Here is a 23340-nt window from a genome sequence, read left to right as displayed (position 1 = left end):
CTTGTCAAAACCACAACTTCATGTTAAAATGATAATTGTCTTCTAGAGAAAGTCCATTCCATGCGGATGTAGTTCAATGGTAGAACACCAGCTTCCCAAGCTGGTAACGCGGGTTCGATTCCCGTCATCCGCTCCAAATCAAACCGTTGCCCTCATTGCAGGCGCAACGGTTTTTCGTCTCTATGAAGTTATGAAAAATGCGCATTCCAGGTGGAAGGAAGGTTGCGGAAAGCTAAATGGACGACGGAGGGTTTTCAGGACATGGTGATCATGGGTTTGTTGCGGGAGGACTGGGAGGCGCAAAACAACGGATGAACAGGAAGGCACCCGTCGGGTTGACAATCCGGCGGGTGCGCGGATTTATTTTGTATTGTGAGCGGATTTCCCATCTTGGTCCTCGTTGTTGCTTATCCGCTTTTTGTCCGGGGTATGTTCCGGAGGTGACTCCCAGATCAATTCGGCAAAGGGCTTGGCCTCTTCACCGATATAGGCGCGGTTGATTTCTCTTCCGGTTTCGTCCAGACGGGAAATAAAGGGGCGGTGGTCTTCAGTCACCCGCAGGGACAATCGCTCTTCCGACCACTCTACATCCTCCGCATAACACCGGAGATATCCATCAGGGTCCTCCCGCCAGGGGAGGTAGCCCAGCCGACCCTTTTGGAGGGCTTGTCCCTTTTGGGTTGTCTCCTCAAACAAGTCCCTCAGTGTACCCTCTCGGAGATAGGCTCCTCTTTTTCGGGTCAGTTGCCATACCGATTGCAGCTTCTCTGCAACAAGGTACAGGGTTTGATGCAGTTCCTCTGTTTTTGTTTTTTCCTCCTCGGATTTCATCATTTTACACTCTCCTGAATCTATGAAGAAGAATCAGCTTCACAGTGGGGCTTTCTCAGGGGAGGATCCGTTTCAGTCCGGGGTATTTCCTCCATTTGTTTAGTTGTCGCCCGACCTTGGGATAACGGGTTTCCAGTTTGATCACCAGGTCATGGGCCCAGGAAGATGTTTTCGACAAAACCATCAGTCCGATTAAAATAAATAAAACCCCTTGCAGAAAAGGAAGTACCAGACCGAAAACACCCAATACGATGAAAAACCAGCCAATGATTCGACCCGCCAATCGCTTAACTTTTCGTTTGTTCAAGGGGATCCTCTCTCTTCACCGTGAAATACTGTCAGGCGTATTATACCGCGATTTCAGCCCTTGATTCAAACAGAGTGCGGAAAGTATGTATGATATGGGTGTCTACCTCGTATTCATAATAATGGATGAATCCTTTGCGTATAGATGCACCGGGGGGATGCGGATGATCATCGCAGTGGATTGCGGACGCAGCTATGTCAAAGTGATCACGGAGGGGAAGTCCTTTCTCTTTCCCAGCAAAGTGAGCGGTTGGCGTAAACGAAATTACCGCCAGGAATTGCCGGGAGATTTGGAGATGGAGTATCAAGGGCGGAGATGGTTTGTAGGGAAACTGGCGGAACGGGAAGGGGAATTCACCCGCCAGGCGATGCAGGATTCCAAAGCGGTGGAGGAAACATTGATTCTCACCTTGACAGCTCTTCATCAGGCCCAGGCCAAGGGCCGGATCACCCTGATCACAGGATTGCCCATCGGCAATTTCACTGATGTGGAACAAAAAGCGGTCAAGCGCCTCCTCGAGGGGCCACATCGGGTGACGGTGAACGGTGTGGAACGCTCCTTTTTTGTGGAGAATGTATACAGCACGATAGAAGGAGGCGGCGCTTTCTTTTCGGCACCGCGGATGGGACTGGTCCGGATTATTGATATCGGGGCCAAGACCACCAATTACGCCACATTCCAGGATAAGGTTTTTATTGACCGGGAATCGGGAACTCTCCCAGTTGGCTGGGAAACAGTCAAGGTGTCCAATATCAAGGAGATGGCCGATCTGATCGCCGGCACGGTTTCCAAAACCTGGAGCAACCGGGATGTGGTGATGTTGGTGGGAGGGATGGCTCGCAAGTTGGAGCCTTACATCCGGGAACATTTCCATCACGCCTTTGTAGTGGAAGATCCTCAAATGGCCAATGTTCGGGGATACTATGAAATCGGCAGGGCTCTCCTCTGATGGGTAAGAAAAAGATCTACGGGGTGGTCTTTGATTTGGCTGACTCCGCCGAGCGCTCCCTCCTCGAACGAGTGGAGGGCAGCACTGACGACTTCAGCGAATTGGTGAAATCTCTTCTCCGCAAATGGGCCCTTGATTGCGATTCTTCACCAACTGATTCCTCCGATGATGAGGGGGAAGCGATCCGCAAGAGCGGGTTGCCCTTTGGATGAATAAAACAGCCTCCTGGGAAAGTCGGGAGGCTTCCGTCATTTGGGCGACGGGTTTCTGCTCAACATCCGGAATCCTTTCTATTCCAGTTGTTTGTAAATAGTGCCTCCTGAATGAACCCTCATTCATGTGGGTGGATGGGGCCCGCTTTCTGTGAATAAAAGATAAATTTTTTTGCGGCCTGCCAGCCCCATGCGGGGGCTGGTGTTTCTTTTTTCTGTTATAATGCATACCCGGGGGGGATGGATATGCGGATTCGCCGGATTCGGGGGGAGGACGCGGAAGCGTTTTTGCATTTGCAACGACAGTTGGACGAAGAGACTTCATTCATGATGTTGGAACCCGGTGAACGTACTGAGAGCGCAGAGGCGACGGCACAGCGAATTTGTGATGTGGTTGCGAGGGAGAATCATACGATTTTGTTGGCGGAAGTGGAGGATCACCTTGTCGGGTTTATTGAAGCAGTGGGAGGAAGGTGGCGACGCAATCGCCATAGTGTCTACTTGGTGGTGGGAATCCTGGAGGCCTATACCGGTAAAGGGATTGGGACACGTCTCTTTGAAGAGGTGGAAGCCTGGGCTGCGGAGAAGGGACTTCATCGGTTGGAGTTGACAGTCATGACCCGGAACGAGCGGGCATTGGCCCTGTATCGGAAACGGGGATTTGAGATTGAGGGTGTCAAGAAGGATTCCCTGTGGGTGGACGGGGAATTTGTGGATGAATATTATATGGCAAAACGTCTTGGATAAAGGAGAGAGGGAAGTGCCGCTTACATTTGAACTGAAACAAGGTCGTTTCAATTTCCGGGTGGCGGCAGTCATCATCCGGGAGGGAAAAGTTTTGGCAGGAAGATATGGCACAGATGAGAAGCACTATTGGACTCTTCCCGGTGGGCGGGGGGAACTTCTGGAGTCCAGCCGGGAAACCCTGTTGCGGGAGATCCGGGAGGAGTTGGGTGTCGATGCCAAGATGGATCGGTTGTTGTGGACGGTGGAAAACTTCTACCGTTTCCAGGGGAGGGAGGTTCATGAACTGGCCTTTTATTATTTGAGTCACCTTCCGGAGACCTCACCGGTCTGTAAAAAAGAGGGTCCCTTTCCGATGGAGGAGGAAGGTGATATCATGATGCTTCAGTGGATCCCACTGCAGGACGTGAAACAGTTGCCTTTGTTTCCATCTTTTCTGCGGTGGAGACTGGCTGAAGAAGATCTTCCGGTTACTCCCGAACATGTGGTACATACGGATGAAGAGCATTAGAAATGTGTGATTGTGTGCTGGCCGGGTGGTCGGGACGGGGTTCATATTCCACGCAAAGGTCTTGTGAGCCAAAATGCTCCATGTAAAACCCAACCTTCCCTGTGACGAGTGTTTCACAACGCTTTAAGGATGTGACCCTGTGTGGACTTGCACTACCGGCACTCCCCCCTGGGTCGTATCCGCCTCCGGGTTTCTCTGGACAACACTCGATGATTCTTCCAGCACCATTCCGGTCCCTTGAAGCTTTAACCTCGGGGAAAAAAGGAAACGCCGGGATCTGTGGGATCCCAGCGTTTTCCTCCACCATTGGCGGGAACGTGTGGGAATCGAACCCACCGGAGACGTCACGCGCCTCCCGCACGGTTTTGAAGACCGGGGGGGACACCAGTGCCCCATCCGCTCCCATGGTACTGGACATTATCTTACCATACCGGGGACGATGGTGGCAAAGGGAAGAGGTGCGACGCTTTGGCGAAGCAAGATTGAAGTTCGGCACATGATAGATACCCTTTTTAAGAGAAGTCGGATATAATGGGTGTGGCCTGATCCGGAAAACAGATTCGGGGGTGAAGGGACCCGGCAGGTTGGGTGGTGATCTTTTGCAGCGGATCCGGGTGATTGCAACGCTTTTATTTTTATTTTTTTTCGCCTCCATGTTTGAATTGAGTGCAGCGGAAAAAACAGATTCACTGGACATTCATACAGAGCATCGGGTGCTTACCGTTGCCCAAAAGGATGAAAAGTGGATCGGGGTACCGGAGAGGAAGGTGCTGGGAGTCCAAGTGCGTGCAAAATGGGTTCCGGACGGAGACGTCCAGGGAGTCTGGAGGTTCAGTTATGCCTACCCCGAAAAAGTCCGCTTATCCGAAGGAAGTGTCAAAACTGTCGTCCGCAGGGGGAAGGTCGAGTCGAAAACAGGAACAGTTCAGCTTCCCATTACCCGCCCCAACCCCTATCGCCTCACCGTCCGCTTTGAAGGTACGGTGAACGGGAAGCCGGTGACCGCCAGCACATTCTATTCCTTTGATATTCCCCGGATCCAGCAAAAAGCGGACAAGCCGGGGAAAGACGGTTCCACTGTGGTCCAGGCCCGGATGACCGGCCGGGAAGTCGATGGACATTGGATGATGGCGGTGGCCCGGCCTGACAGTGAGATTTTGTATGTGCATGAAGGAAGTACCCCCCGATTGCAGGCACAGTTGCCCCCGGGAGAGTATATCCTGAAGACGGTCTTTTACGGGACAGTGGATGGTGTCCGGATGGGGATGCAGGAGAGCAAGACCTTGAAAGTGAAGGCAAAGGAAAGCAGCACCTATGTGATTCCCGGCAAGAACAATGAGTTTCGCACCTATGACCAGGCGATCCGTGCGATCCAAGGAATGCACCAAAGCGGCCGTCTGGCGGAGTCGGAACGTACCTATTCCGCCAAAGCGGGAGCCTACAGCGGATGGACCATCGTCCTGCTCGTCATCCTCGGTCTGATGGTGTACCGGAAAAAGAAGATGACCTGATCTTAGAGAAACAAGCCGTCGTTCCAACAGAATGACGGCTTGTTTCATGAGTAGAAATCCGATTCATTTAACGGATGAAGGAACCGATGATGGGATAGTCGAACCGGCGATCTTGCAGGGCCCGGATGATCCCCAGGATCGGGGCGATGAAGCCGATCAGCCCAAAAATGATTAAAAACGGGATTCCGATCAGGATGAAAGAGAAAAAGATGGAGATGGAGACCAGCAACCAAATCACAAAATGGAACACCAGAGCTTGCAGCGACAGCCGTTTCAAATCCTTTTCATTGGTCAACAACCAGACGATGAGCGGTACCAACACCGGTGCAAACCAAGTGCTAGCATGAACCAGAATCTTGATAATTTTCACTTGGATTCCTCCTGAAAAAAATAACAACTTTTCTGGGTCATACAGAGAAGGAGTCACAGATTCCACAGGGTGGCTACTGCCGGGATTCCGCGAGGGACCTACGGACCAGTTGATCCGATTGTCGCGTGGTTTCCGGCAGACGATAACGGGGGGAGAGCTTCAGAATCCAGTCCCGGGCCGTGGGCAAGGAGATCCGGTGGCCGATGGAGACACAGACGGGCTTGATGTGATCCTGTGTCCGCAACAGACTGCCGATCACCTCATCCTCATCCAAGAGAGGTGCGAAGTCTCCCCTCTTTGGTCCGGGCTCCTGCGCCTTTCCGACCAAACGGGTTTTTCCGCACCCAATGGTGGGCACATCGAACAAAACACCCAGGTGGCTGGCCAGGCCAAAACGTCTGGGATGAGCGATACCCTGACCGTCACAAACGATCAGATCCGGTCGGAGGGTCAGTTTTTTCATGGCTTTGATGATGGGTGGAAGCTCCCGGAATGAAAACAGGCCGGGGATATAAGGGAAATGTACCTGATCCTCCACCCGGACCGATTGGACGGGATGAAGGGTGACTGCGTCCAACACAACCACCGCGGCAATCAGTGCATCGGAGACGGGGTGGTAGGCAACATCGACGCCGGCAACCGTTTCAATTTTCTGCAGTGAATCTTCTTGGATCACACAGGTTGCCAATTTCTGTTGGAGAAGGAGGGCCTCCTCCACATCCAAATTCCACGGATGTTCGTTCACCGGTTCCATATTTCACCCTCCCTTGGGTTGGAGATCAATGATGAGACGGTAAAGTGGAGGAATGGATTTTCCCTTCCTAACACAAATTAACATACAGCATGCTTTTCTGGAAGGGATTTGGACATAGATGTCGATCTTCCGCGGAATTCGCAAGAAGAAACGAAAAAAAGAGATCATTTCCCAGGGAATCGACGGCTGGGGAAGTCAATTGAACTCTTCTCTGGATGCTGATTTTGAGGAGAATCGTCGTATTTTTCGTGATCTGTTCACCGATTGTTATGATGTGATCTTTCACCCGTTTCGAGTCGGCGAACAGGTCCAGGCGGAGCTGATTTATATCCAAAATATGTCCAATGTGGAGGAGATCAATGAAAATGTGTTAACCCCATTGATGGAGAAAAAGGTGGATCCCAGGGATTTTCAGACGATCTTGGAGCGGCGCCTTCCCATCTCCTCAGCCAAACCCGTGTCCACCTTTTCAGAGGGGGCTCAAGCCCTGACGATGGGAAATGCGCTCCTCTTGATCAAGGGAGTCGCTGGGGCACTCGATCTGAGTGTGAACAAATGGGAAAAACGGGGGATCACTGAACCGGAAAATGAACCGGTGATCCGCGGGCCCAAAGAGGGGTTCATCGAATCGGTCCGGATCAACACCACTCTGATTCGCCGGAGGCTCCGCACTCCCCAATTGAAGCTGAAATCCCTTCATCTCGGTCGCTATACCCATACAGAAGTGATCGTCGCATATATGGAAGATATTGTCCATCCGGACCTCCTGGAAGAAGTGATCCGACGTTTGGAGCGGATCGATATCGACGGAGTTATAGACAGTGGATATATTGAGGGGTTTATCGAGGATCATCCCTTTTCCCCCTTTCCTCAGGTACTCACGACGGAAAAAACCGATGTGGTCACCGCTGAACTGTTGGAAGGGCGGATCGCCATCCTGGTGGACGGATCGCCGGTGGTGTTGGTGGTTCCGATCACCTTGACCACCATGCTGCAGGCGGCGGAGGATTATTACAGCCGTTACATCCCCGCCACGATGATTCGGTCGCTCCGCTATCTGATGTTTCTGGTTTCCATCGCTCTGCCCTCATTTTATGTGGCAACCACCACCTTTCATCAGGAGGCGATCCCGACAGAGCAGCTGATCAGTTTTGCCGCTGCCCGGGAACAGATTCCCGTCCCCAGTCTGGTGGAAGCGCTGCTGATGGAATTTGCCTTTGAGGCGCTTCGGGAAGCGGGACTGCGCTTGCCCCGCATCATCGGGTCCGCTGTGACGATTGTGGGGGCTCTGGTGATTGGGGAGGCGGCGGTCTCCGCAGGGCTTGTCTCGGCTCCGATGGTGATCGTGGTAGCCGCCACGGGGATCGCCTCCTTTACCATTCCCCGTTATGCTCTGGGGTTGCCGATGCGCGCTCTTCGTTTTCCATTGCTGATCTTATCAGGGACGCTCGGGATTGTTGGCATGCTCTTGGGGTTGTTTGCGATCGTGGTACACTTGTGCACCTTGAGTTCCTTCGGGGTTCCCTATCTGTCTCCCCTGGCACCCTGGCAAAAAAGGGACTTAAAAGATGTTTTGTGGCGGGCCCCCTGGTGGAAAATGGACCGGCGCCCTCAAGAGCTTTCTCCCTCCAACCTTCGGAGGGAAGCACCTGATCAAAAGCCGGGACCCGCCCAGGGAGGAGATAGGAGGGATTCCAAATGATCGAGCGGGGACGCATCTCATCCGGTCAGATGGCCCTGATATTGTTCGCAGGGATCAGCACGACGGGGACGCTCGTTTCCCCCAATATGACGGGTTGGTATGCCGGACGGGACCTGTGGCTGTCTGTGTTGTGGGCCTCCCTGTACGGCTTTGTTGCAGTCGGATTGGCTTTCCGCCTTCATCGCATCTATCCGGGGGAAAACATTATCCAATACAGCCCGCGTATCCTAGGGACCTTTCCGGGAAAAGCATTGGGCCTCCTTTTTCTGGTTTCCTATCTGGTTTTGGTGGGAATCACCCTGCGGGAATACGCGGAATTTGTCAAAGGGATCTTCCTACCGCAAACACCGATGACAGTGATTGTCGGGAGCATGATGCTGGTGTCCGCCTTTGCCGTGAAAGGCGGGGTGGAAGTGATTGTCCGTGTAACCCAGGCGTTGCTCCCGGCGGCTCTGTTGATTTTCTTGGTCACTTTGTGCTTGACAGTTCAGTCTTGGGATGTGCAACATTTGTTTCCCATCCTGGAAAAGGGGATCGGTCCTTCACTGAAAGGGAGTATGGTGCCCGGCATCTGGTTCAGTGAATTTTTTGTGATCACATTTCTGCTTCCGCTGTTGGCCGACCCTTCCAAGGGATTGCGGCGGGGCCTGATCGCTGTCACCAGTGTGGCGTTATTGTTCCTCTATATCAATCTGATCTGTCTTTTTGTGTTCGGGATGGAATATCTGGTGATGGTCTACCCGCTTTTTGAGGCCACCCGCTATATCAGCTATGCCCAATTTTTTGAACATCTGGATGCGATCATGTTGATGCTATGGATGACCGGCATCTTTATCAAACTGTGCCTGGTTCATTACGTAGTGGTGCTGGGAACCTCCCAGTGGCTGAACCTGTCTGATTACCAGCCCTACTCACTCCCGATGGCTTTTCTGGCGGCGGGACTCAGTCTGTGGGTGGTTCCTTCATCTCAGGAGCTGTACAGAGCCATCTCCACGATCTTCCCTTTCTCCTTCCCGGGAACAAACGTTCTGATCCCCCTGTTGTTATGGTTGATCGCGGAATGGCGGAACCGGGGGTTGCAAAAGGGGGAGGTGGTCCAGTGACCCGAAAGGGGATCCGTCCGATTCACTGTCTGATCCTCCTCCCCCTCCTTCTCGTTGGCTGTTGGGACCGGCAAGAATTAAATCATTTGGCCATCATTAGCGCACTTGGGATCGAGCAAGCCCAGGACGGGAAGATCACAGTGTTCACCCAGGAGATCACCCCCCGGACCCTGAAAGGGGGAGGAATGGGGGCGACGAGTGAAGGGGGTGGGGGGGGGAAGACACTCCTCCGGTCGGAAACAGGGGAGACAGTGCCCGACGCCCTGTTCAAACTGCAGAAGAAGGTGGGACGGAGATTGTTTTGGGGGCATACGATGCTGGTGGTGTTTGGTGAAAGGGCAGTCCGCCAGGGGATTCAACCCCAAATCGATTTTCTCATACGACATCCGCAAATGCGGTTACGGGCCAATGTTTTTATCAGTGAAGATCCTGGGGCAATTCTGGGGATCCAAGCTCCCGTGGAATCTACCGCAGCGCGAACGATCCGAAACATGGTGGATCTGCGGCGGAGGAAGGCGATGGATATCAATCAGCTGGCACAGATGATGGCCGGCGACGCACAGACGGCAATCATCCCCTATATCCAACCTGTCGACAAAACGATCCCGTATATTCATGGATCGGCGATACTTAAAAAAGGGAAGTGGGTTGGAAAACTGAACCAGGAAATTACTGAGGGGGTTTTATGGCATCGCAACGAAATGAAAAATGGAGTCATATCTTTGAAAATACCCGAGGGACGGAGAGATATGGGGATAAGAGTCGTCAATTCCCAAGTGGACATGATCCCAAAGATCGAGCAGGGCGAATGGCGGATGACTGTCCGGATTCATGCAGAGGATGACATTGAGGTGAATGAGACGGATCTGTCCATGAGGAATCCCCGATTTGTCCGGATGGTGGAAGAAGCGGCGGAAAAAGAGATCTATACGCTGGCGCAGAAGATGCTGCAGAAAGTGCAGCATGATTTGAAAGCGGATATCTTGGGATTTGCTGAAACCTTTCACCGCAGGTATCCCCGGGAATGGGAACAGGTGAAGGATCGGTGGGATCAGGTTTTTCCCCGAGTCAAGGTGAAAGTGCAAGTGAAGGTGGATGTGGAACGGGTCGGGATGACCAACCGGCCCGCCGGCCTGCCTATGGAAAAGGTGAAAAAGAAATGAAAGGTATGATCCTGCTCGGTATCACCCTAATCCTGTTGTTGATCGGGCGGTATGAATGGTGGATGATCCATTCGGGGAGAAGGAAGGAAAGGGCGGCCCTGATCGTTCTGCTGGCTTTGGGATGGGGGCTGGCCGTTCTGCTTCTTTATTTTCCGGAGCTTCCCGGACCCACTTGGTTGTTGGAAAAGATGCTCAGTCCCTTGGTGCGATGGATGGAGGGGGAGGGACGAGCTCTGCTTGTGTTGGGTGATCCGTATCCGGGGGGAACCATGTGAAGTGTTCTTTGCCATGGCGAATCTCCGGATGTGAAGGGGGGCTGTACTGTATTTAAAGCGAAGTTTTGCTTGGAGACGGGGTGAGGTACAATAGCGGGGATGAACGGGCAAGAAGAGGACAGGCACAGCATCGACCCGGTGAGACGTTACCCTTTTCCCGCCGTGAACATCATTCCAAGGGAAAACAAGTCAATTCTTCCGCCATTTTTGATACAATGGATGAGGCTTCTCAAAATGAAGCCGGAGAGTTCGAAACTCCCGCCTCTCCCAAAACAAAACTAGGGAACGCGCGGTCTGACTCTGTTTAACCACGTCGGACTTTCCACCCCTGCGGCGTTCCGCAGGGGTTTTTCCATGGAGGCGGATCGTGCGTTGAAGAGAGGAGAAGTTGTATGGAGTGTGTATGCAGGTGGATCCGCAACGGAACCGGCAAGGAAGAAACACCGATGATTGAAGGAGGAGAGGCTTCGTGGGCAAAGTGACAGTGGATCACAGCAAATACCAAAACATCCGGTTTGACACCCAGGATGAGTCGGCAATTCTGACAGAGATCTTGGAGACGATTCCTTATGAATATCCGGGGAAGGAGGTGGAGGTGGAGATTCCGACGGCGGAGTTCACTTCTGTCTGCCCCTGGTCAGGTCTGCCTGATTTTGCAGAGATCAAGATCACCTTTGTTCCGGACCGCCATCTGATCGAGATGAAGTCATTGAAGTATTACCTCACTTCTTATCGGAATGTGGGCATCTATCAGGAGCATGCCACCCGTCGCATTTTGGAAGAACTGGTGGCGGTGGCAAAACCGAAACGCATGAGAGTGGAAGCCCTCTGGAATCCCCGGGGCGGCCTGAGTACCCGCGTGGTGGCAGAGTTTCCGGAAAAATCATAGAGAAACCGGTCGGGCTGTTTGCGCCCGACTTTCTTGGTTCGAAACAAATTTTGCTTGGAAGTGGGGGCAGGGTAGGATACAATAGCGGGGATGATTGGAGACGGGGAAGCACGACAATCGAGAGAGGGAGAGCGGTTTGAAACAGGGAGCGAAGAGCGGGCGGATTTCCTTCAGTCTCTTTTTTTATTTGTTCTTTTTTGGATTCGGAGGTTTTTTCCCATTATTGAGCGTCTATTTCAAAAACGAGGTGGGCTTGAACGGGGGGGAAATCGGGATCATCCTGGCGATTGGACCGATCGTGATGATGCTGGTTCAGCCCTTTTGGGGGATGATCTGTGATTACACCCGTCGCCCCAATCAGGTGCTGGTCTTCGCTCTGCTGATGACCGGAACCTTGGGGCCGGTTTATCTCTGGTTGGACTCCTATGTCTGGATGGTGGTGTTGGCTGGGGTGCTGGCCGCCTTTCAGAGTGCGATTGTGCCGATCTCCGACAGTATCGCCCTCAGCGCTGTCCAGCGGGAGGGCGGGGATTACGGAGCTCTCAGGCTGTGGGGCGCCATCGGTTTTGCCAGTGCCACCTGGGTGATGGGGGAAGCGGCGGAACAACTGGGACTGACCGTGATTTTCTTCGGATTTGCGGTGGCTCTGTGGCTGGCGGCGGGGACTGGGCTGAGGTTGCCCAAGGAAGGGGCTTCTCTGACTGTCGATCTGCGGGCGGGCCTGTCTCGACTGGTCCGCCTGCGCCGGTTTATGCTGTTTCTGTTGGCCACCTTTCTCATATACGGGCCGGTTCATGCCAACAACGTCTATTTTGGCCTCCTCGTTCAGGACCTGGGCGGAACGGTGGCCGGGGTGGGACTGGGATTTCTGTTGGCGGCGGGGAGTGAAGCCCCCTTTATGCGAATGGCGGGTCACTGGATCCGCCGTCGGGGGGCGTTGGCGGTGGCGTTGTTCGCCGCCCTGGTGTCCGGTGCCCGTTGGCTATTCTATACGACGGAACCCTCCATCACCTGGGTGTATGTGACCACGGTCAGCCAAGGGATGTCCGTGGGGTTGTTTATTCCCGCCTCTTTGCAGTATGTGCGGGATCTCGCCCCCCGGGAGGTTCGGACCACGGCGATCTCGCTGTATGCCGCAGCGGGCACGGGACTGGGAAATTCCCTCTTCACACTGTTTGGCGGGATGATCTCCGATTGGACAGGGATCTCGGGGACATATCTGCTGTTTGGATTCTCCAGCCTGATGGGGGCGGTCATTCTGTTATGGGTAAAACGATCGGAGGCACGCTCTGTCAGCAGGGGACTGGCGGTTTAGAAATAAAGTGGACATAGTACCGGGCGGTGTACCCGGTTTTTTTCATGGGATGATTCATATAAATGAAACACATCTCACCTAAGGAGGTTTTCCATGGCCGATTATCGATCAATCCCCGGTCCACCTCCGTTGAGGGGAGAGGACCCGGTGGAAAACGTTCTCCGTTTTTCCTCGGATCCCCTGGAATTATGTTCCGAGCACGGCGGTGACCGGCACGATCCACAAACTGGTGAAGCTGTCCGGTTAGGGTCAAAAGAAGCGCTTCTTCCAGAAGATGAGGGCAGTCAGAAAAGAGAGGAGGAGGGAGAGAAAAAGAATGGCGGCGAAGGCTTGTGGGTTCTCCTGAAAAGGCAGGGGAACGTTCATCCCGTACAGGCTGGCCAACATGATGGGGACGGACAGGATAATGGTGATGGAAGTGAGGGCTTTCATCACATGGTTTTGGTTGTTGGAGATGACCGATGCGAAGGCGTCCATCATTCCGCTCAGGATGGAGCTGTAGATCTGGCTCATCTCCAGGGCTTGCTTGATCTCGATCAGAGTATCTTCCAACAGCTCTTCATCTTCTTTAAACATGGGGAGATAGCGGTTGCGAAGCAATTTTTCCATGACCAGGTTGTTGCTGTTCAGAGAGGTCATGAAATAAACCAAGCTTTTCTCCAAACTGAGCAGTGTGAACAGTTCCTTGTTCTTCAGGGATTGTTGCAACTCCTTTTCGATGTCATCGGTCTTTTGATTGATCTTTTTGAGGTCCTCCAGATAATAGAGAGCCATGCGGTGAAGGAGTTGCAACACAAACCGGGTCTTCTTGTATGTGAAAAATTGTCGGACACGTCCCCGGATGAAGTCCTGCAGAATGGGGTTGTCCCGAAGGCAGACGGTGATGAACACCTCTTCGTGCACCACCATTCCCAGGGGAATCGTTCCGTACCGCTCCTCGGGAGAATCCGTCTCCCGATCGATGGGGATATCCACAATCATCAGAAGCACATCCCCTTCCCGTTCGATGCGGGACCGTTCGTTGATGTCCAGCGAGTCCCGGATCACATGGGGCGGCAGATCCCACTTTCCGATCACCTGCCGGATCTCCTCTTCCGTGGGATCCACCAGGGAAACCCAGCAACCTCTCCCTGCTTTCTCCACCTCCGTCAGCCTGCCGCCAGTCTCCGTCCGATATATCTGCAACATGAAATCCCCCCTTCCATATAGAATGTGACGGTTGTGAGGGCTTCATTCGATGGACACTCCTTTCAACCACAGTGGTGAGGGGTGTGTTCAGCTTTCTTCATGGAATGTTAAAATTAATTTTGGAAGGATAATATTAGATATTTTTCTTTACATATGCAATTTAGAATGCTATATTTAAGAATAAATTTTAAATTTAGAGGAGGGATAACTCAATGAAATTCAAGAAGTGGCTTGCCAGCACCTTGGCAGCTGTTTTTGTCTTCACATTGATCGGTACCGGTTCGGCGTTTGCGTGGTATGAAGCTACGATACATATTCCCAAAAGGGTATCCTGGTTTACAATCACCCGCCCGGCCACAGGGAGTACTCAATCGACAAAAGTAACTTACGTAGGTGGAAACAAGTGTGTCATGCAACGGATTGTGAACCAAAGTCACCAATACTTGTCTGACGAAAAAGGTTGCACCATCGGCGTGGCTTACAGTCATAAAACAAATGTAAACAAAGGAAAGCCGATTGCGGCCCAATTCGGAAATACTGCATATGTAAATGTTCAGGCCACTGCTGCGTGGAAGCCGTAAAAGGGAAGGGCTTCATGCATCGGAGGGCTCAATTGGAGCTCTCCTGTCTTTTTCATGAAAGAGAGGTGTTGTGGATGGTTCGGTCCCTGATCCGGATGGAAGTGGTGCGTCTGTTTTCCCGTTGGCAACCTTGGGTTGCATTTTTGTTGTTGATCGGGGTGTTGATTCAAGGGTATGAGGTTTTTTATCCCGAACCCACGATTAAAGTTCGTGACCCTGGATGGTTCAATGTTTTTTTGGCGTTCACCAAAACCCACGGGTATGATCTGGCCCTGTTATCTGTCACCTTACCCCTGATCGCTGTGATGGTGGCGGGGGATTCTCTCGCTTGGGACCTCCGAACCGGATTTATGCACTCAATTTTAATGCGAATGAATTATAAGAAATATATAATGGGGAAACTCCTCTCCGTTTCATTGGTTACCTTTGTTTTTGTCTGGATCGGCGAATGGATCGCCTTTATCTACGGTATGGTACGGTATCCCGTCCTGTTTCCGCCTGCTGTATCCCATGGCAGTACACCGGATTACGCCCAAAGCTTGTTTATGGATCATCCCATACTCTATGTGATGCTGATCATTTTTAATACGTCAATGGCGGCGATGGCTTTCAGTACCATATCATTGGCTCTCTCCACAAAAATAAAAAATCTGTATGTCGTGTTGGCACTTCCTTGGCTCGGTTTTATTGTAATTGAATTTATCTCCCAAGTGTTGGGAAGTCGTTTTTCTCCTTTGAATTATATCGGACAGTACTTCCTCTCTGTTTTTTCGTATCATACGTTGGAAATCCCCTTGGCTTGGACCTTGCTGTGGGTGATCTCATGGATGACTGCCTATCTATTATTTGTAAATCACTTCAAAAAGGGTGGAAAACATGGCCGATGAAATACTGGTGTATGAAGGGGTAAGTAAAAAATTAGGAGGAAAGGAAGTTCTCAAGCAAATCAATTTGAGTATTTCCGAGGGGGAGATCGTCGGGATTGTCGGAGCCAACGGTTCCGGCAAGACCACACTGTTACGATTGGCGACAGGGCTGATATATCCGGATCAAGGGGAGATCCGGGTGGCCGGCAAGCCCGTCCGTCCCGGTTTGTTGGGAGATTTACCCGTCTCCTTGGGGGTATTGATCGAATCGCCTTCTTTTCTTCCTTATTTATCAGGGCTGAAAAATTTACTGTTGTTGGCCTCGATTCGAGATCAAGTGAATGAATCAAAGGTTCGGGAGAGCATCCAACGGGTGGGATTGGATCCGGATCTCAGGAAACCGGTTAAAACCTATTCTCTGGGTATGCGCCAGCGTCTGGGTATTGCACAAGCGATGATGGAAGATCCTGCGATTTACCTTTTTGATGAACCTACCAATGGTTTGGATCATCAGGGAGTGGAGATGTTCTCCGAAATATTAACAGAGCGTACGGATCAGGGAGCTTGTGTAGTCTTAGTATCTCATGATCAAGAAGAGATCAATCGCTTTTGTGACCGGGTTTATCGAATGGAATCAGGGAGTTTGGAGTCTGTGCGGGAGAAGAGAGTAAAGGGATGGAGGCTATTAGTGGAGAGTTTGGAGGATGTGGAGAAAACCCTTTTGTTGATTTCCGGTTCGCAAATGAGTGAGAGAAAGAACGGATTGCCGACTGTAATCTGTAAGGGGACGTGGAAAGACGAAGTGGAGTTAAGATATTATTTGGATCAACACGGCATTCAACCGGTGGAGATTCAGGTGAATGCTTCATGATTACTTTTGATGTGGTTCTCTTTATTATCAGAAACTGGACAAGATTGTTGATCGTATACAGTCTGCTCGTCACCTTTTCCATTCTCTCTTTTTTGTTTTTTGATGATGCGGAGATAAAAAACCCTAGTGTATGGGATTTTTTCATTTCCACCTTTACACATCAGTTTGTTTCTATGATTTTTTTTCCGGCGTTGTACTCCTTACTAATCGTTGACCTGGCTTTGCATGACCTAATGGAGAACTACACACCAATGATCCTAGCGAGAGTATCATCCAGAATGAGTTGGTATACAGCGAAAGTGAGCACCCTTTTTTATGCGGCTTTCTTATTTGTGGTTGGGGCTGTGATCTTGTGGCTGACCGTCGGGAGTCTGAAGGGATTGCCATGGGATTCCTTTGCTCATCCTGCTTTCCAGTATGGGGAACAAAACGGACAGAGTCCCTGGCTGATTATTTTTTTGATGATCATTATTTATATTGGGGGCCTGACCGCAATCGGTTCATTGGTCTTATGGTTGTCTCTTTGGTTGAGAAGTAGTATTTTGACTTGGCTTGCATTGGTTTCCTCAACTGTTGTTTCCATGATGATTTATAATGCGGCTCCCCCCCTTATTATCTGGGTGCCATTCGCTCAACTGATGTTTAAAATGCATTTTCCTTATTATCAAGGAGATCCCGATCTGTATCACTTCACAGTTGGATGGTCAGGGCTGTATCTGTTGGCTCTGTTTTTGTTATCCGTTATTTTGGGCTGGATCCAGATACGACGTTTGGATCTGATTAAAAAAGCTTAGGTGAAGAGAATGAAAGAACTGGTCAAGCTGAACTTGATCCTTTCTTTTCGATGGAAGTTGTTTTTACTTGTCAGTGGTTATTTATTCCTGGTGGCGATGGCCAGGGTGATCTTAATAGCAAATGAGGCAGAACCTGTCGAAGTGAATATTTGGGACTTGCTCATTCAGAGCCAAGGCGGTTTAAAAGTGGATGCTACCGTGCAAATGTGGAAGTATGCCGGGTGGGTAGGAGCATTGGCCCCTCTTCTGTTTTTTTCTCATCACATCGCAGGTTTAACCCATGGGTATGATTTGTTTCTTCTGTCCCGTTCCGGTTCCCGGTCTTTGTGGTGGAGTGCGAAGCTTGTTTCGGTGACGATCCTTGCAGTTCTTTACGGAATCTGGTTTCTGCTGATTCATTGTTTTGTAGGGATCTGCTTTTTTTCTGTTGAGGCAGGGTGGAGTCCGTATTTCTCATTGGCTTTCCCTGAGTTGGCGCAACTCCATATAAAACCTTGGCCTCTCTTAGGGATCATATGGGTCGTATTCGTTTTGGGTTTGATCTCGGTCACATTTGCGATGTTGACAACATCACTTTTCTTCAGAAACATCACCCATGCTTATGTGCTGGTTACGGTCTTTTTATTTGGATTGGGTGCGATGTATCTTCATGGATGGATCTCTAAAAAGCTGGCATTGTTTTTCTATCCATCGCTGATAGACTCATTTCAACAAGATCGGTCAAGTCTGCAGGTTTTGGGGGATCTCTTTTCCATGAATATCTCATTTTCGTTGGTTTGTGTAATGATCAGTATGATCAGGATACGAAGGTACAATCTCTCTTAGATTTCTTCATAGAGATAAGACTTATGATGGTTTCCAAGGGAATTTCAAACTTGGATCCTCAAACTTGGCGATATAATCTTCCCCCCCACAGGTTGATCGCATCCTGGATCAGTCCGGACTTGGTCAGCGGTTCCCCTTTCGGGCCTCTGTGCCGGAGGATGCTCTCCAGCTTGTCGTCCAGCTCTTCGGGGATTTCGACGGTGATCTGTCGGTTTCTGTTTCTCATGGACACGCCCCCATTCCATCCGGATTTCTGGGACTTAGTCTGCTCCGATCCCGGAAAAAAGATCCGGCAACGGAATCGGTCCTCCAATCTGTCTTTGGTGTAATGAGGAACATCCGATTCCTCCCAGGTTGCGGAAGTTTGCAACAGGATGGGAATCTCCGGCCGGCCGGTTCGAATTTTTCACGAAAACCAGATTTCAAAGGGAGTGATCACTCACTTTTTTATTGACAGGGTGTCCGGTGGCGGCGTAAATTCATAGTGAGTAATCACTCACCTTATAGGAGGCGGAGAAGATGTGGAGACGGATCGGCGCCTTGATCCAAAAGGAGTTTATCCAGATGCGCCGGGATCGGCGGACGCTGGCGATGATGGTGATGTTGCCGGTGCTGTGGCTGGTGGCCTTCGGTTATGCGGTCAATTTCGATATTGAGACGATCCAGGTGGACGTGGTGGATCACGCCGACAACGGGGACAGCCGGGAACTGATCCGGCAGATCCGCAACCAGGAGGATTTCTCGCTGACAGGGATCGTGTCCACGACTGAGGGCAGGGAGGATTTGAAGCAGGGAAGCACCGACGTGGTGATCACGATTCCGGCGGGGTACAGCGGATTGCCGCGAAAAAAGGAGGAGACACTTCGGGTGCAGGTGGACGGGAGCCGCCTGTTCACCGCTCAATCCGCCTTGCGCAAGGTGAATGAATTTCTGTTGGATGAACAAAAGGAGAACATGAACCGGCTACAGGATGAGATGGAGAAGAGCCTTCAGGAGGGGAAGACCGCCACCGTCGACCTGTCTCAAACTCCCGTGTGGCCCCATCTGGAGCAAATGATGCCGCCCCAGGCACTGGAACGCTTCCAAAGCGAGTGGGCGAAGGGAATGGAACGGCAAGTGAAAGAGAGCATAGAGAAGCGGGTCGAGCGAGTCAAGGAACAGTTTCCCGATCCGGAACAGATGAAGCCGGAGGTGGATGTTCTTTACAATCCGGACATTCGGAGCGTCCATTACATGATTCCCGGGTTGGTGGGGCTGGTCCTGATCTTTATCACCACACTGATGACCGCTCTGGGAATTGTCCGGGAGAAGGAGCGGGGTACACTGGAGCAGTTGGTGGTTACTCCCTTGCGCTCCTTTGAGCTGATGGTGGGGAAACTGATCCCTTACTTCCTGATCGCGGTGGTGGATTTTTTCTTGGTGTTCGCTGTGGGGATCCAACTGTTTGATGTCCCCTTCCGGGGGGAAGTGCTGCCTTTCCTGGCGGTCTCCCTTCTCTTCCTGCTGGGATCCTTGGGGATGGGACTGTTGGTGTCCACCGTGTCTCAAAACCAGCAGCAGGCGATGCAGTTGGCAGTGCTCACCCTGGTGCCCCAGATCATTCTGTCCGGTTTTATCTTTCCCTTGGAGGCGATGCCTTGGGGAATCCGCTGGGTCTCCTGGTTGATGCCGCTCACCTACTTTCTGCCGGTGAGCCGGGATGTTTTTCTCAAAGGGGCCAATCCCTTCGACTATACGATGGAAGTGTCGGTGCTGGCGGTGTACGCCGTTCTGTTTCTCGGGGTGGCGGCCCTTCGGTTCCGCCGCAATTTGGGATAAGGGGGAAGGTACATGATCCGCTTCCAAGAAGTGACCCGACGTTACGGGGAAAAAACCGCCCTCAAGGATATCGGTCTCACCCTGGGAGAAGCCGGGATTCACGGCCTGATCGGTCCCGACGGCGCTGGGAAGACGACGCTGATCAAACTGGTGGCAGGTCTGATCCATCCCACAGAGGGAAAGATTCTGCGGGAGAAAAAGCTTCGTCTTGGATATGTCCCGGAGACCTTTGCCATGTATGAGGAGATGGGCGTGGCGGAGAACTTGCATTTTTACGGACAGTTGAACGGATTGGACCGGGAAAGGAGGCAAAAGCGAATCGATGAGCTTCTCTGTTGGACCGACTTGGATCGGTTTGCAGACCGGAGGGCCGGTTCCCTCTCCGGCGGAATGAAGCAAAAGCTGGCCATTGCCGCCGCAGTGATGCACCGTCCCGATCTGCTCTTGTTGGATGAACCTACCAACGGGGTGGATCCTCTGTCCCGGCGGGAAGTGTGGCGATTGATCCAAACAGTGGCCCGGGAAGGGACACGTGTCTTGGTATCGACACAGTATCTGGATGAAGCGCGCCACTGCGACCGGGTGTTGCTTCTCCACCGGGGACGGGTCCTCGCCGATGAAAAGCCACAGGAGTACCGGCAGTCTTTTCCTTACCGGGTGTGGATCGTCCGGGATGCAGGCGGCGTGCGTGGGAAGTGGCTTTCCCAACTTCGCCAGGAGTCGTCGGTGGCGGAGGCTTATTCCCGGGGGACTGATCTGGTCGTCTGGAGCCGGGAGGCGGAGACCGTCGGAAGGATGTTGGAGAGGTGGGCACAGGAAGAGGAGGCTGGTCCGGTGGAAACCGGGTCCCCTGATTGGGAAGATGTGTTCACCCGATATCTGATGGAGGATGGAGAGGGGGAAGAAAAATGGTGATCCGACTGGAATCCCTGACCAAACGCTTCGGAAACTTCACCGCCGTCGACAAAGTCCATTTGGAGGTGGGGAAAGGGGAGATCTGCGGCTTGATCGGTGCCAACGGGGCGGGAAAAACCACCCTCATCCGAATGATCTGCGGAATTCTCGCGCCCACGGAAGGCAGGGGGAAGGTGTTGGGTTATGATATGCTGAAGGAGCGAAAGGCCATCCGTGACCGGCTCGGATACATGTCCCAGAAGTTCTCCCTCTATCCCGACCTGACCGTGGAGGAGAACTTGCGTTTCTTTGCCGGGATCTATACCGTGAAATCAGTTGACCGACAAGTGGAAGAGAGGATGGATCGTTTTGGATTGCAGGAGATCCGGCGGGAGCAGGTGAGTTCCCTTCCCGGAGGCTGGAAGCAGAAGGTCGCCTTTGCCTCAGCCACTCTCCATTCCCCCTCTCTCTTGATCCTGGACGAACCGACCAGCGGAGTGGACCCCATCGCCCGGCGTGGTTTCTGGGATCTGCTCTACGGAATGGCGGCAGAGGGGATGACGGTGTTGGTGACCACCCATTACATGGACGAAGCGGAACGGTGTGACCGGGTGGCGATGATGAGCCGGGGCCGGTTGATCATGGAAGGCACCGTTTCCCAGCTGCGCAGTCGCTCTTCATCATCACACGACCATATACGTCCCACCTTGGAAGAAATCTTTATTCACATGATCGGGGAGGAGTCTCCACGTGACGGAACCAGATAAGACATGGGAGGAATGGGTCCGACTCGTCGCCGATGAGTACGGACTTAACCTGGATAAAAAAGACAAGGAAACAGAAAAGCAGAAACGCATCCTGGAAGCGGCCCTGCATATTTTTTCGGAACGGGGATTTGAGGGAACCTCCACCCATGCCATCGCTGAGAAGGCCGGGGTGGCGGAGGCGACGATTTTCAAGCACTACCGCTCCAAGAAAGGGCTGCTCCTGCACTTGGTCATCCCCGCCATTTCCCGGGTGGCCACACCCTACCTGCTGCGTCCGGTTCTCAAGATCCTGGATCAGAAGAAGCCTTTGGAGGAGTTGATGCGGGAGATTTATGCCGATCGGGTGGGATTGATGGAGCGCAACTGGAAACGGGTGAAGATCATCCTGGTGGAAAGCCTGTTTCAGCCGGAGCTGCGTGTGGCCCTGCAGGAGCATGTGGCCCGGGCTTTTTATCAGGTGATATCGGAACGGATTGAAGAGTGGAAGCGGGAGGGACGGCTGCGGGATGACCTGCCCACTCACGTCATCGCCCGCAGTTTGGTCTCCATCGGGGGAGGCTACATTCTGACCAAAAACCTGGTGCCGGAATTGCTGGTTCAAGGAAAGGAAGAGGAGGAACTGACCTGGATGGCCGATGTCCTCCTGCACGGGGTCGCCGGACCGAAGGAAAGGAGATCCCTTCCGGGAGAAATGAAGGAATAAGTGATTTTATCAAGGGAAACAACTGCCCCCGTGTCTGAACCGGGGCGGTTGTTTATGTTTGGGAAAAGGATTCGCCCACCAGTTCCACAAAGGCTTCCAGCGCTCTGTAGGCACTGGATTTCCGACGGCGGATGAGGAGGGGGGGCACCCGGCTGTTGGTTCCCGGAAGGGAGTGAAGGTGAAGCTATTCATCCTGAATCCGGTGCCGGGCGGCGGAGCGGGTAAGGACGCCGGTTCCCATCCCCGCCTGGACGCAACCGAGGATGGCGTCAAGGTTCCGAATTCCAACAGGCGGAAGGGGACCCATCCGGTATGGCGCAGCCAGCTCTCCAGACGGGCCCGGTAAGTGCAACCGGGGCCGAAGACGAGAAAGGTGCGGATCCTGGCCGGATCCAGATGGGGATGGGGGTGAACCAAGACCAGCTCCTCCGTCCACAAAGGCATCGTTTCCAGCTCCGGTCGGTCCACGGGACACGGCCACCAAAGCGCAGTCCAGGCTGTGATCCAGCACTTTTTCCGTCAGTTCCTGCGAAGAGGCAGTCACGAGAGACATTTCCACCTCCGGATATAACCGATGGTAGTCCGACAGGAGACGGGGGAGCCGAACCGCCGCGGTGGACTCGGTGGCTCCCAGGGAGAGCGGACCCGCCGGCTCCTGGGAATCCCGTATTTCTTCCACCAGCTGCAAGATCCGGTGGGCATACTTCAACAACCTGTGTCCGGAGGCGGTCAGGATGACTCCCCGACTGTGCCGGTGAAAGAGAGTGGTTTTCAGATCTTCTTCCAAGCGACGGATGCGGGCGGTTACATTGGACAGAACGTAGCCCATCTCCCAGGCGGCTCAGGAGATATTGCCCGTCTGGGCCACTTGAATGAAAACTTTAAGATCCTGGAGTTCCATAATCTCCATCTCCCTATCAATAAAAATGATTACAGATCCCTTTTTAATCATTTTACACAATGCCTCCTCTCTTTCTAAGATGAAAGAGAGGAGGCGGTGGATATGGAGGATCAGGTGAAACCCGAAAGGAAAGGGAGGGCCCGCTGGGGAATGTTGGGGTTGGCGATGGCGGTGCAGGCCGGGGCCACTCTGGTCACTTATGGCATCGGTCCCCTCTCCGCCATCTGGCAACAGGAATTCGGCTGGCCCCACACCCAGGCGGATTTGTTGATGTCGGCGGTTCAACTGGGACCGCTTTTGTCCATGATCTGGGTGGGCCGGATGCTGGACCGACATGGGGAACGGGGGCTGGCCATGGGGATCCGGCAGACGGGAATTCCCATCGGCGGGGCGGTGGCAGTTTCATGCTGCCGGTGTTGTCAAGGGCATTCGGTTGGAAGGCGGCGGTGGGGTTTCAGTCATCGATTTCCGTTCTGTGCGGGCTCCTGTTTTTAAT

The 23340-nt window shown here is 52.6% G+C and carries 28 protein-coding genes and 2 tRNA genes; 22 read left to right on the top strand and 8 right to left on the bottom strand.

Annotated elements, in window-relative coordinates; translation table 11 throughout:
* Positions 1 to 62 precede the first annotated feature (62 nt).
* Positions 63 to 136: transfer RNA gene (locus tag IEV46_RS02965), tRNA-Gly, on the top strand.
* 224 nt (positions 137 to 360) lie between these two features.
* Here the strand turns inward: IEV46_RS02965 and IEV46_RS02960 are convergent.
* Complete coding sequence (locus IEV46_RS02960) at positions 361 to 834, bottom strand: hypothetical protein (RefSeq protein ID WP_188429731.1); 474 nt, start codon at positions 832 to 834, stop codon at positions 361 to 363.
* Between the two features lie 52 nt (positions 835 to 886).
* Entirely contained in the window at positions 887 to 1138 is a 252-nt protein-coding gene (locus tag IEV46_RS02955; protein ID WP_188429729.1) for a PGPGW domain-containing protein, read from the bottom strand.
* Positions 1139 to 1301: 163 nt separating this feature from the next.
* Here IEV46_RS02955 and IEV46_RS02950 point away from each other — a divergent pair, with 163 nt between their 5' ends.
* The 4 genes from IEV46_RS02950 (at position 1302) to IEV46_RS02935 (ending at position 3554) form a co-directional block, all read left to right on the top strand.
* Positions 1302 to 2087 carry a ParM/StbA family protein gene (locus IEV46_RS02950; protein ID WP_188429727.1) on the top strand — a complete coding sequence of 262 codons (786 nt, stop codon included), beginning with the start codon at positions 1302 to 1304 and terminating at the stop codon, positions 2085 to 2087.
* Positions 2087 to 2299, top strand: coding sequence for a hypothetical protein (locus IEV46_RS02945; RefSeq protein ID WP_188429725.1), 213 nt, complete (start codon positions 2087 to 2089; stop codon positions 2297 to 2299). The genes IEV46_RS02950 and IEV46_RS02945 overlap by 1 nt, the downstream gene beginning before the upstream one ends.
* A gap of 246 nt (positions 2300 to 2545) precedes the next feature.
* On the top strand, positions 2546 to 3046 hold the full coding sequence (locus IEV46_RS02940; protein ID WP_188429723.1) for a GNAT family N-acetyltransferase: 501 nt from the start codon (positions 2546 to 2548) through the stop codon (positions 3044 to 3046).
* 13 nt (positions 3047 to 3059) lie between these two features.
* Positions 3060 to 3554, top strand: a complete 495-nt coding sequence (locus tag IEV46_RS02935) for an NUDIX hydrolase (RefSeq protein ID WP_229735876.1) — start codon at positions 3060 to 3062, stop codon at positions 3552 to 3554.
* Between the two features lie 307 nt (positions 3555 to 3861).
* Here the strand turns inward: IEV46_RS02935 and IEV46_RS02930 are convergent.
* A tRNA-Sec gene (locus IEV46_RS02930) sits at positions 3862 to 3958 on the bottom strand.
* A 195-nt stretch (positions 3959 to 4153) separates the two neighbouring features.
* Between IEV46_RS02930 and IEV46_RS02925 the strand changes: the two genes are divergently transcribed.
* On the top strand, positions 4154 to 5065 hold the full coding sequence (locus IEV46_RS02925; RefSeq protein WP_188429719.1) for a hypothetical protein: 912 nt from the start codon (positions 4154 to 4156) through the stop codon (positions 5063 to 5065).
* Positions 5066 to 5132: 67 nt separating this feature from the next.
* Here the strand turns inward: IEV46_RS02925 and IEV46_RS02920 are convergent, their stop codons facing one another.
* Positions 5133 to 5441, bottom strand: coding sequence for a DUF4870 domain-containing protein (locus IEV46_RS02920; protein ID WP_188430320.1), 309 nt, complete (start codon positions 5439 to 5441; stop codon positions 5133 to 5135).
* A 67-nt stretch (positions 5442 to 5508) separates the two neighbouring features.
* Positions 5509 to 6189 carry a deoxyribonuclease V gene (nfi, locus tag IEV46_RS02915; RefSeq protein WP_188429716.1) on the bottom strand — a complete coding sequence of 227 codons (681 nt, stop codon included), beginning with the start codon at positions 6187 to 6189 and terminating at the stop codon, positions 5509 to 5511.
* Positions 6190 to 6307: 118 nt separating this feature from the next.
* Here nfi and IEV46_RS02910 point away from each other — a divergent pair, with 118 nt between their 5' ends.
* The 6 genes from IEV46_RS02910 (at position 6308) to IEV46_RS02885 (ending at position 12636) form a co-directional block, all read left to right on the top strand.
* The gene (locus IEV46_RS02910) at positions 6308 to 7891 is read left to right on the top strand and encodes a spore germination protein (RefSeq protein ID WP_188429714.1); all 1584 of its coding nucleotides are present in this window, start codon (positions 6308 to 6310) and stop codon (positions 7889 to 7891) included.
* Positions 7888 to 8994, top strand: coding sequence for a GerAB/ArcD/ProY family transporter (locus IEV46_RS02905; protein ID WP_188429712.1), 1107 nt, complete (start codon positions 7888 to 7890; stop codon positions 8992 to 8994). The genes IEV46_RS02910 and IEV46_RS02905 overlap by 4 nt, the downstream gene beginning before the upstream one ends.
* The gene (locus tag IEV46_RS02900; RefSeq protein WP_188429710.1) at positions 8991 to 10157 is read left to right on the top strand and encodes a Ger(x)C family spore germination protein; all 1167 of its coding nucleotides are present in this window, start codon (positions 8991 to 8993) and stop codon (positions 10155 to 10157) included. Before IEV46_RS02905 ends, IEV46_RS02900 begins: the two co-directional genes overlap by 4 nt.
* Entirely contained in the window at positions 10154 to 10432 is a 279-nt protein-coding gene (locus IEV46_RS02895; RefSeq protein WP_188429708.1) for a hypothetical protein, read from the top strand. The genes IEV46_RS02900 and IEV46_RS02895 overlap by 4 nt, the downstream gene beginning before the upstream one ends.
* A 469-nt stretch (positions 10433 to 10901) precedes the next feature.
* Positions 10902 to 11321, top strand: coding sequence for a preQ(1) synthase (queF, locus tag IEV46_RS02890; protein ID WP_229735875.1), 420 nt, complete (start codon positions 10902 to 10904; stop codon positions 11319 to 11321).
* A gap of 94 nt (positions 11322 to 11415) precedes the next feature.
* A complete protein-coding gene (locus IEV46_RS02885; RefSeq protein WP_188429706.1) occupies positions 11416 to 12636 on the top strand; it encodes an MFS transporter in 1221 nt (406 codons plus the stop codon).
* A 249-nt stretch (positions 12637 to 12885) separates the two neighbouring features.
* Here the strand turns inward: IEV46_RS02885 and IEV46_RS02880 are convergent, their stop codons facing one another.
* On the bottom strand, positions 12886 to 13824 hold the full coding sequence (locus IEV46_RS02880) for a magnesium transporter CorA family protein (RefSeq protein WP_188429704.1): 939 nt from the start codon (positions 13822 to 13824) through the stop codon (positions 12886 to 12888).
* A gap of 212 nt (positions 13825 to 14036) precedes the next feature.
* Here IEV46_RS02880 and IEV46_RS02875 point away from each other — a divergent pair, with 212 nt between their 5' ends.
* The 5 genes from IEV46_RS02875 (at position 14037) to IEV46_RS02855 (ending at position 17761) form a co-directional block, all read left to right on the top strand.
* Entirely contained in the window at positions 14037 to 14405 is a 369-nt protein-coding gene (locus tag IEV46_RS02875) for a hypothetical protein (protein WP_188429702.1), read from the top strand.
* Positions 14406 to 14479: 74 nt separating this feature from the next.
* Positions 14480 to 15292: a hypothetical protein gene (locus IEV46_RS02870; protein WP_188429699.1), complete on the top strand. Its 813-nt coding sequence runs from the start codon at positions 14480 to 14482 to the stop codon at positions 15290 to 15292.
* Entirely contained in the window at positions 15282 to 16142 is an 861-nt protein-coding gene (locus IEV46_RS02865; RefSeq protein ID WP_188429697.1) for an ABC transporter ATP-binding protein, read from the top strand. Before IEV46_RS02870 ends, IEV46_RS02865 begins: the two co-directional genes overlap by 11 nt.
* A complete protein-coding gene (locus tag IEV46_RS02860; RefSeq protein WP_188429695.1) occupies positions 16061 to 16936 on the top strand; it encodes a DUF2705 family protein in 876 nt (291 codons plus the stop codon). Before IEV46_RS02865 ends, IEV46_RS02860 begins: the two co-directional genes overlap by 82 nt.
* A 9-nt stretch (positions 16937 to 16945) precedes the next feature.
* Positions 16946 to 17761: a DUF2705 family protein gene (locus IEV46_RS02855; RefSeq protein WP_188429693.1), complete on the top strand. Its 816-nt coding sequence runs from the start codon at positions 16946 to 16948 to the stop codon at positions 17759 to 17761.
* Positions 17762 to 17819: 58 nt separating this feature from the next.
* Here IEV46_RS02855 and IEV46_RS02850 read toward each other — a convergent pair whose 3' ends face one another.
* Positions 17820 to 17987 carry a hypothetical protein gene (locus IEV46_RS02850; RefSeq protein ID WP_188429691.1) on the bottom strand — a complete coding sequence of 56 codons (168 nt, stop codon included), beginning with the start codon at positions 17985 to 17987 and terminating at the stop codon, positions 17820 to 17822.
* A gap of 293 nt (positions 17988 to 18280) precedes the next feature.
* Here IEV46_RS02850 and IEV46_RS02845 point away from each other — a divergent pair, with 293 nt between their 5' ends.
* The 4 genes from IEV46_RS02845 to IEV46_RS02830 are packed head-to-tail and all read left to right on the top strand — an operon-like array spanning position 18281 to position 21943.
* Positions 18281 to 19579: an ABC transporter permease gene (locus IEV46_RS02845; RefSeq protein ID WP_188429688.1), complete on the top strand. Its 1299-nt coding sequence runs from the start codon at positions 18281 to 18283 to the stop codon at positions 19577 to 19579.
* 12 nt (positions 19580 to 19591) lie between these two features.
* A complete protein-coding gene (locus tag IEV46_RS02840; protein WP_188429686.1) occupies positions 19592 to 20494 on the top strand; it encodes an ABC transporter ATP-binding protein in 903 nt (300 codons plus the stop codon).
* Positions 20488 to 21240 carry an ABC transporter ATP-binding protein gene (locus tag IEV46_RS02835; protein WP_188429684.1) on the top strand — a complete coding sequence of 251 codons (753 nt, stop codon included), beginning with the start codon at positions 20488 to 20490 and terminating at the stop codon, positions 21238 to 21240. The genes IEV46_RS02840 and IEV46_RS02835 overlap by 7 nt, the downstream gene beginning before the upstream one ends.
* The gene (locus tag IEV46_RS02830) at positions 21224 to 21943 is read left to right on the top strand and encodes a TetR/AcrR family transcriptional regulator (RefSeq protein WP_188429682.1); all 720 of its coding nucleotides are present in this window, start codon (positions 21224 to 21226) and stop codon (positions 21941 to 21943) included. The genes IEV46_RS02835 and IEV46_RS02830 overlap by 17 nt, the downstream gene beginning before the upstream one ends.
* Positions 21944 to 22127: 184 nt before the next feature.
* On the opposite strand, the gene IEV46_RS02825 is transcribed toward IEV46_RS02830, so the two are convergent.
* Positions 22128 to 22772: a LysR family transcriptional regulator gene (locus tag IEV46_RS02825; protein ID WP_188430316.1), complete on the bottom strand. Its 645-nt coding sequence runs from the start codon at positions 22770 to 22772 to the stop codon at positions 22128 to 22130.
* A 174-nt stretch (positions 22773 to 22946) separates the two neighbouring features.
* On the opposite strand from IEV46_RS02825, the gene IEV46_RS02820 reads away from it, so the two are divergent.
* Positions 22947 to 23339 carry an MFS transporter gene (locus tag IEV46_RS02820; protein ID WP_188429680.1) on the top strand — a complete coding sequence of 131 codons (393 nt, stop codon included), beginning with the start codon at positions 22947 to 22949 and terminating at the stop codon, positions 23337 to 23339.
* Position 23340 lies beyond the last annotated feature (1 nt).

Origin of the sequence: Kroppenstedtia guangzhouensis (genome assembly GCF_014637345.1) — a bacterium.
Lineage (GTDB): Bacteria > Bacillota > Bacilli > Thermoactinomycetales > DSM-45169 > Kroppenstedtia > Kroppenstedtia guangzhouensis.
Note: the sequence above shows the minus strand (reverse complement) of the source record. Positions and strands in the feature narration are given on the sequence as shown.

Bases quoted from the DNA above. Each gene is read 5' to 3' on its own strand.
- IEV46_RS02820 (WP_188429680.1), top strand. From the start codon at position 22,947: ATGGAGGATCAGGTGAAACCCGAAAGGAAAGGGAGGGCCCGCTGGGGA.
- IEV46_RS02895 (WP_188429708.1), top strand. From the start codon at position 10,154: ATGAAAGGTATGATCCTGCTCGGTATCACCCTAATCCTGTTGTTGATC.
- IEV46_RS02960 (WP_188429731.1), bottom strand. From the start codon at position 834: ATGATGAAATCCGAGGAGGAAAAAACAAAAACAGAGGAACTGCATCAA.
- IEV46_RS02910 (WP_188429714.1), top strand. From the start codon at position 6,308: ATGTCGATCTTCCGCGGAATTCGCAAGAAGAAACGAAAAAAAGAGATC.
- IEV46_RS02875 (WP_188429702.1), top strand. From the start codon at position 14,037: ATGAAATTCAAGAAGTGGCTTGCCAGCACCTTGGCAGCTGTTTTTGTC.
- IEV46_RS02855 (WP_188429693.1), top strand. From the start codon at position 16,946: ATGAAAGAACTGGTCAAGCTGAACTTGATCCTTTCTTTTCGATGGAAG.
- IEV46_RS02940 (WP_188429723.1), top strand. From the start codon at position 2,546: ATGCGGATTCGCCGGATTCGGGGGGAGGACGCGGAAGCGTTTTTGCAT.
- IEV46_RS02950 (WP_188429727.1), top strand. From the start codon at position 1,302: ATGATCATCGCAGTGGATTGCGGACGCAGCTATGTCAAAGTGATCACG.
- IEV46_RS02870 (WP_188429699.1), top strand. From the start codon at position 14,480: ATGGTTCGGTCCCTGATCCGGATGGAAGTGGTGCGTCTGTTTTCCCGT.
- IEV46_RS02845 (WP_188429688.1), top strand. From the start codon at position 18,281: ATGTGGAGACGGATCGGCGCCTTGATCCAAAAGGAGTTTATCCAGATG.
- IEV46_RS02840 (WP_188429686.1), top strand. From the start codon at position 19,592: ATGATCCGCTTCCAAGAAGTGACCCGACGTTACGGGGAAAAAACCGCC.
- IEV46_RS02880 (WP_188429704.1), bottom strand. From the start codon at position 13,824: ATGTTGCAGATATATCGGACGGAGACTGGCGGCAGGCTGACGGAGGTG.
- nfi (WP_188429716.1), bottom strand. From the start codon at position 6,189: ATGGAACCGGTGAACGAACATCCGTGGAATTTGGATGTGGAGGAGGCC.
- IEV46_RS02835 (WP_188429684.1), top strand. From the start codon at position 20,488: ATGGTGATCCGACTGGAATCCCTGACCAAACGCTTCGGAAACTTCACC.
- IEV46_RS02945 (WP_188429725.1), top strand. From the start codon at position 2,087: ATGGGTAAGAAAAAGATCTACGGGGTGGTCTTTGATTTGGCTGACTCC.
- IEV46_RS02865 (WP_188429697.1), top strand. From the start codon at position 15,282: ATGGCCGATGAAATACTGGTGTATGAAGGGGTAAGTAAAAAATTAGGA.
- IEV46_RS02850 (WP_188429691.1), bottom strand. From the start codon at position 17,987: ATGAGAAACAGAAACCGACAGATCACCGTCGAAATCCCCGAAGAGCTG.
- IEV46_RS02825 (WP_188430316.1), bottom strand. From the start codon at position 22,772: ATGGGCTACGTTCTGTCCAATGTAACCGCCCGCATCCGTCGCTTGGAA.
- IEV46_RS02905 (WP_188429712.1), top strand. From the start codon at position 7,888: ATGATCGAGCGGGGACGCATCTCATCCGGTCAGATGGCCCTGATATTG.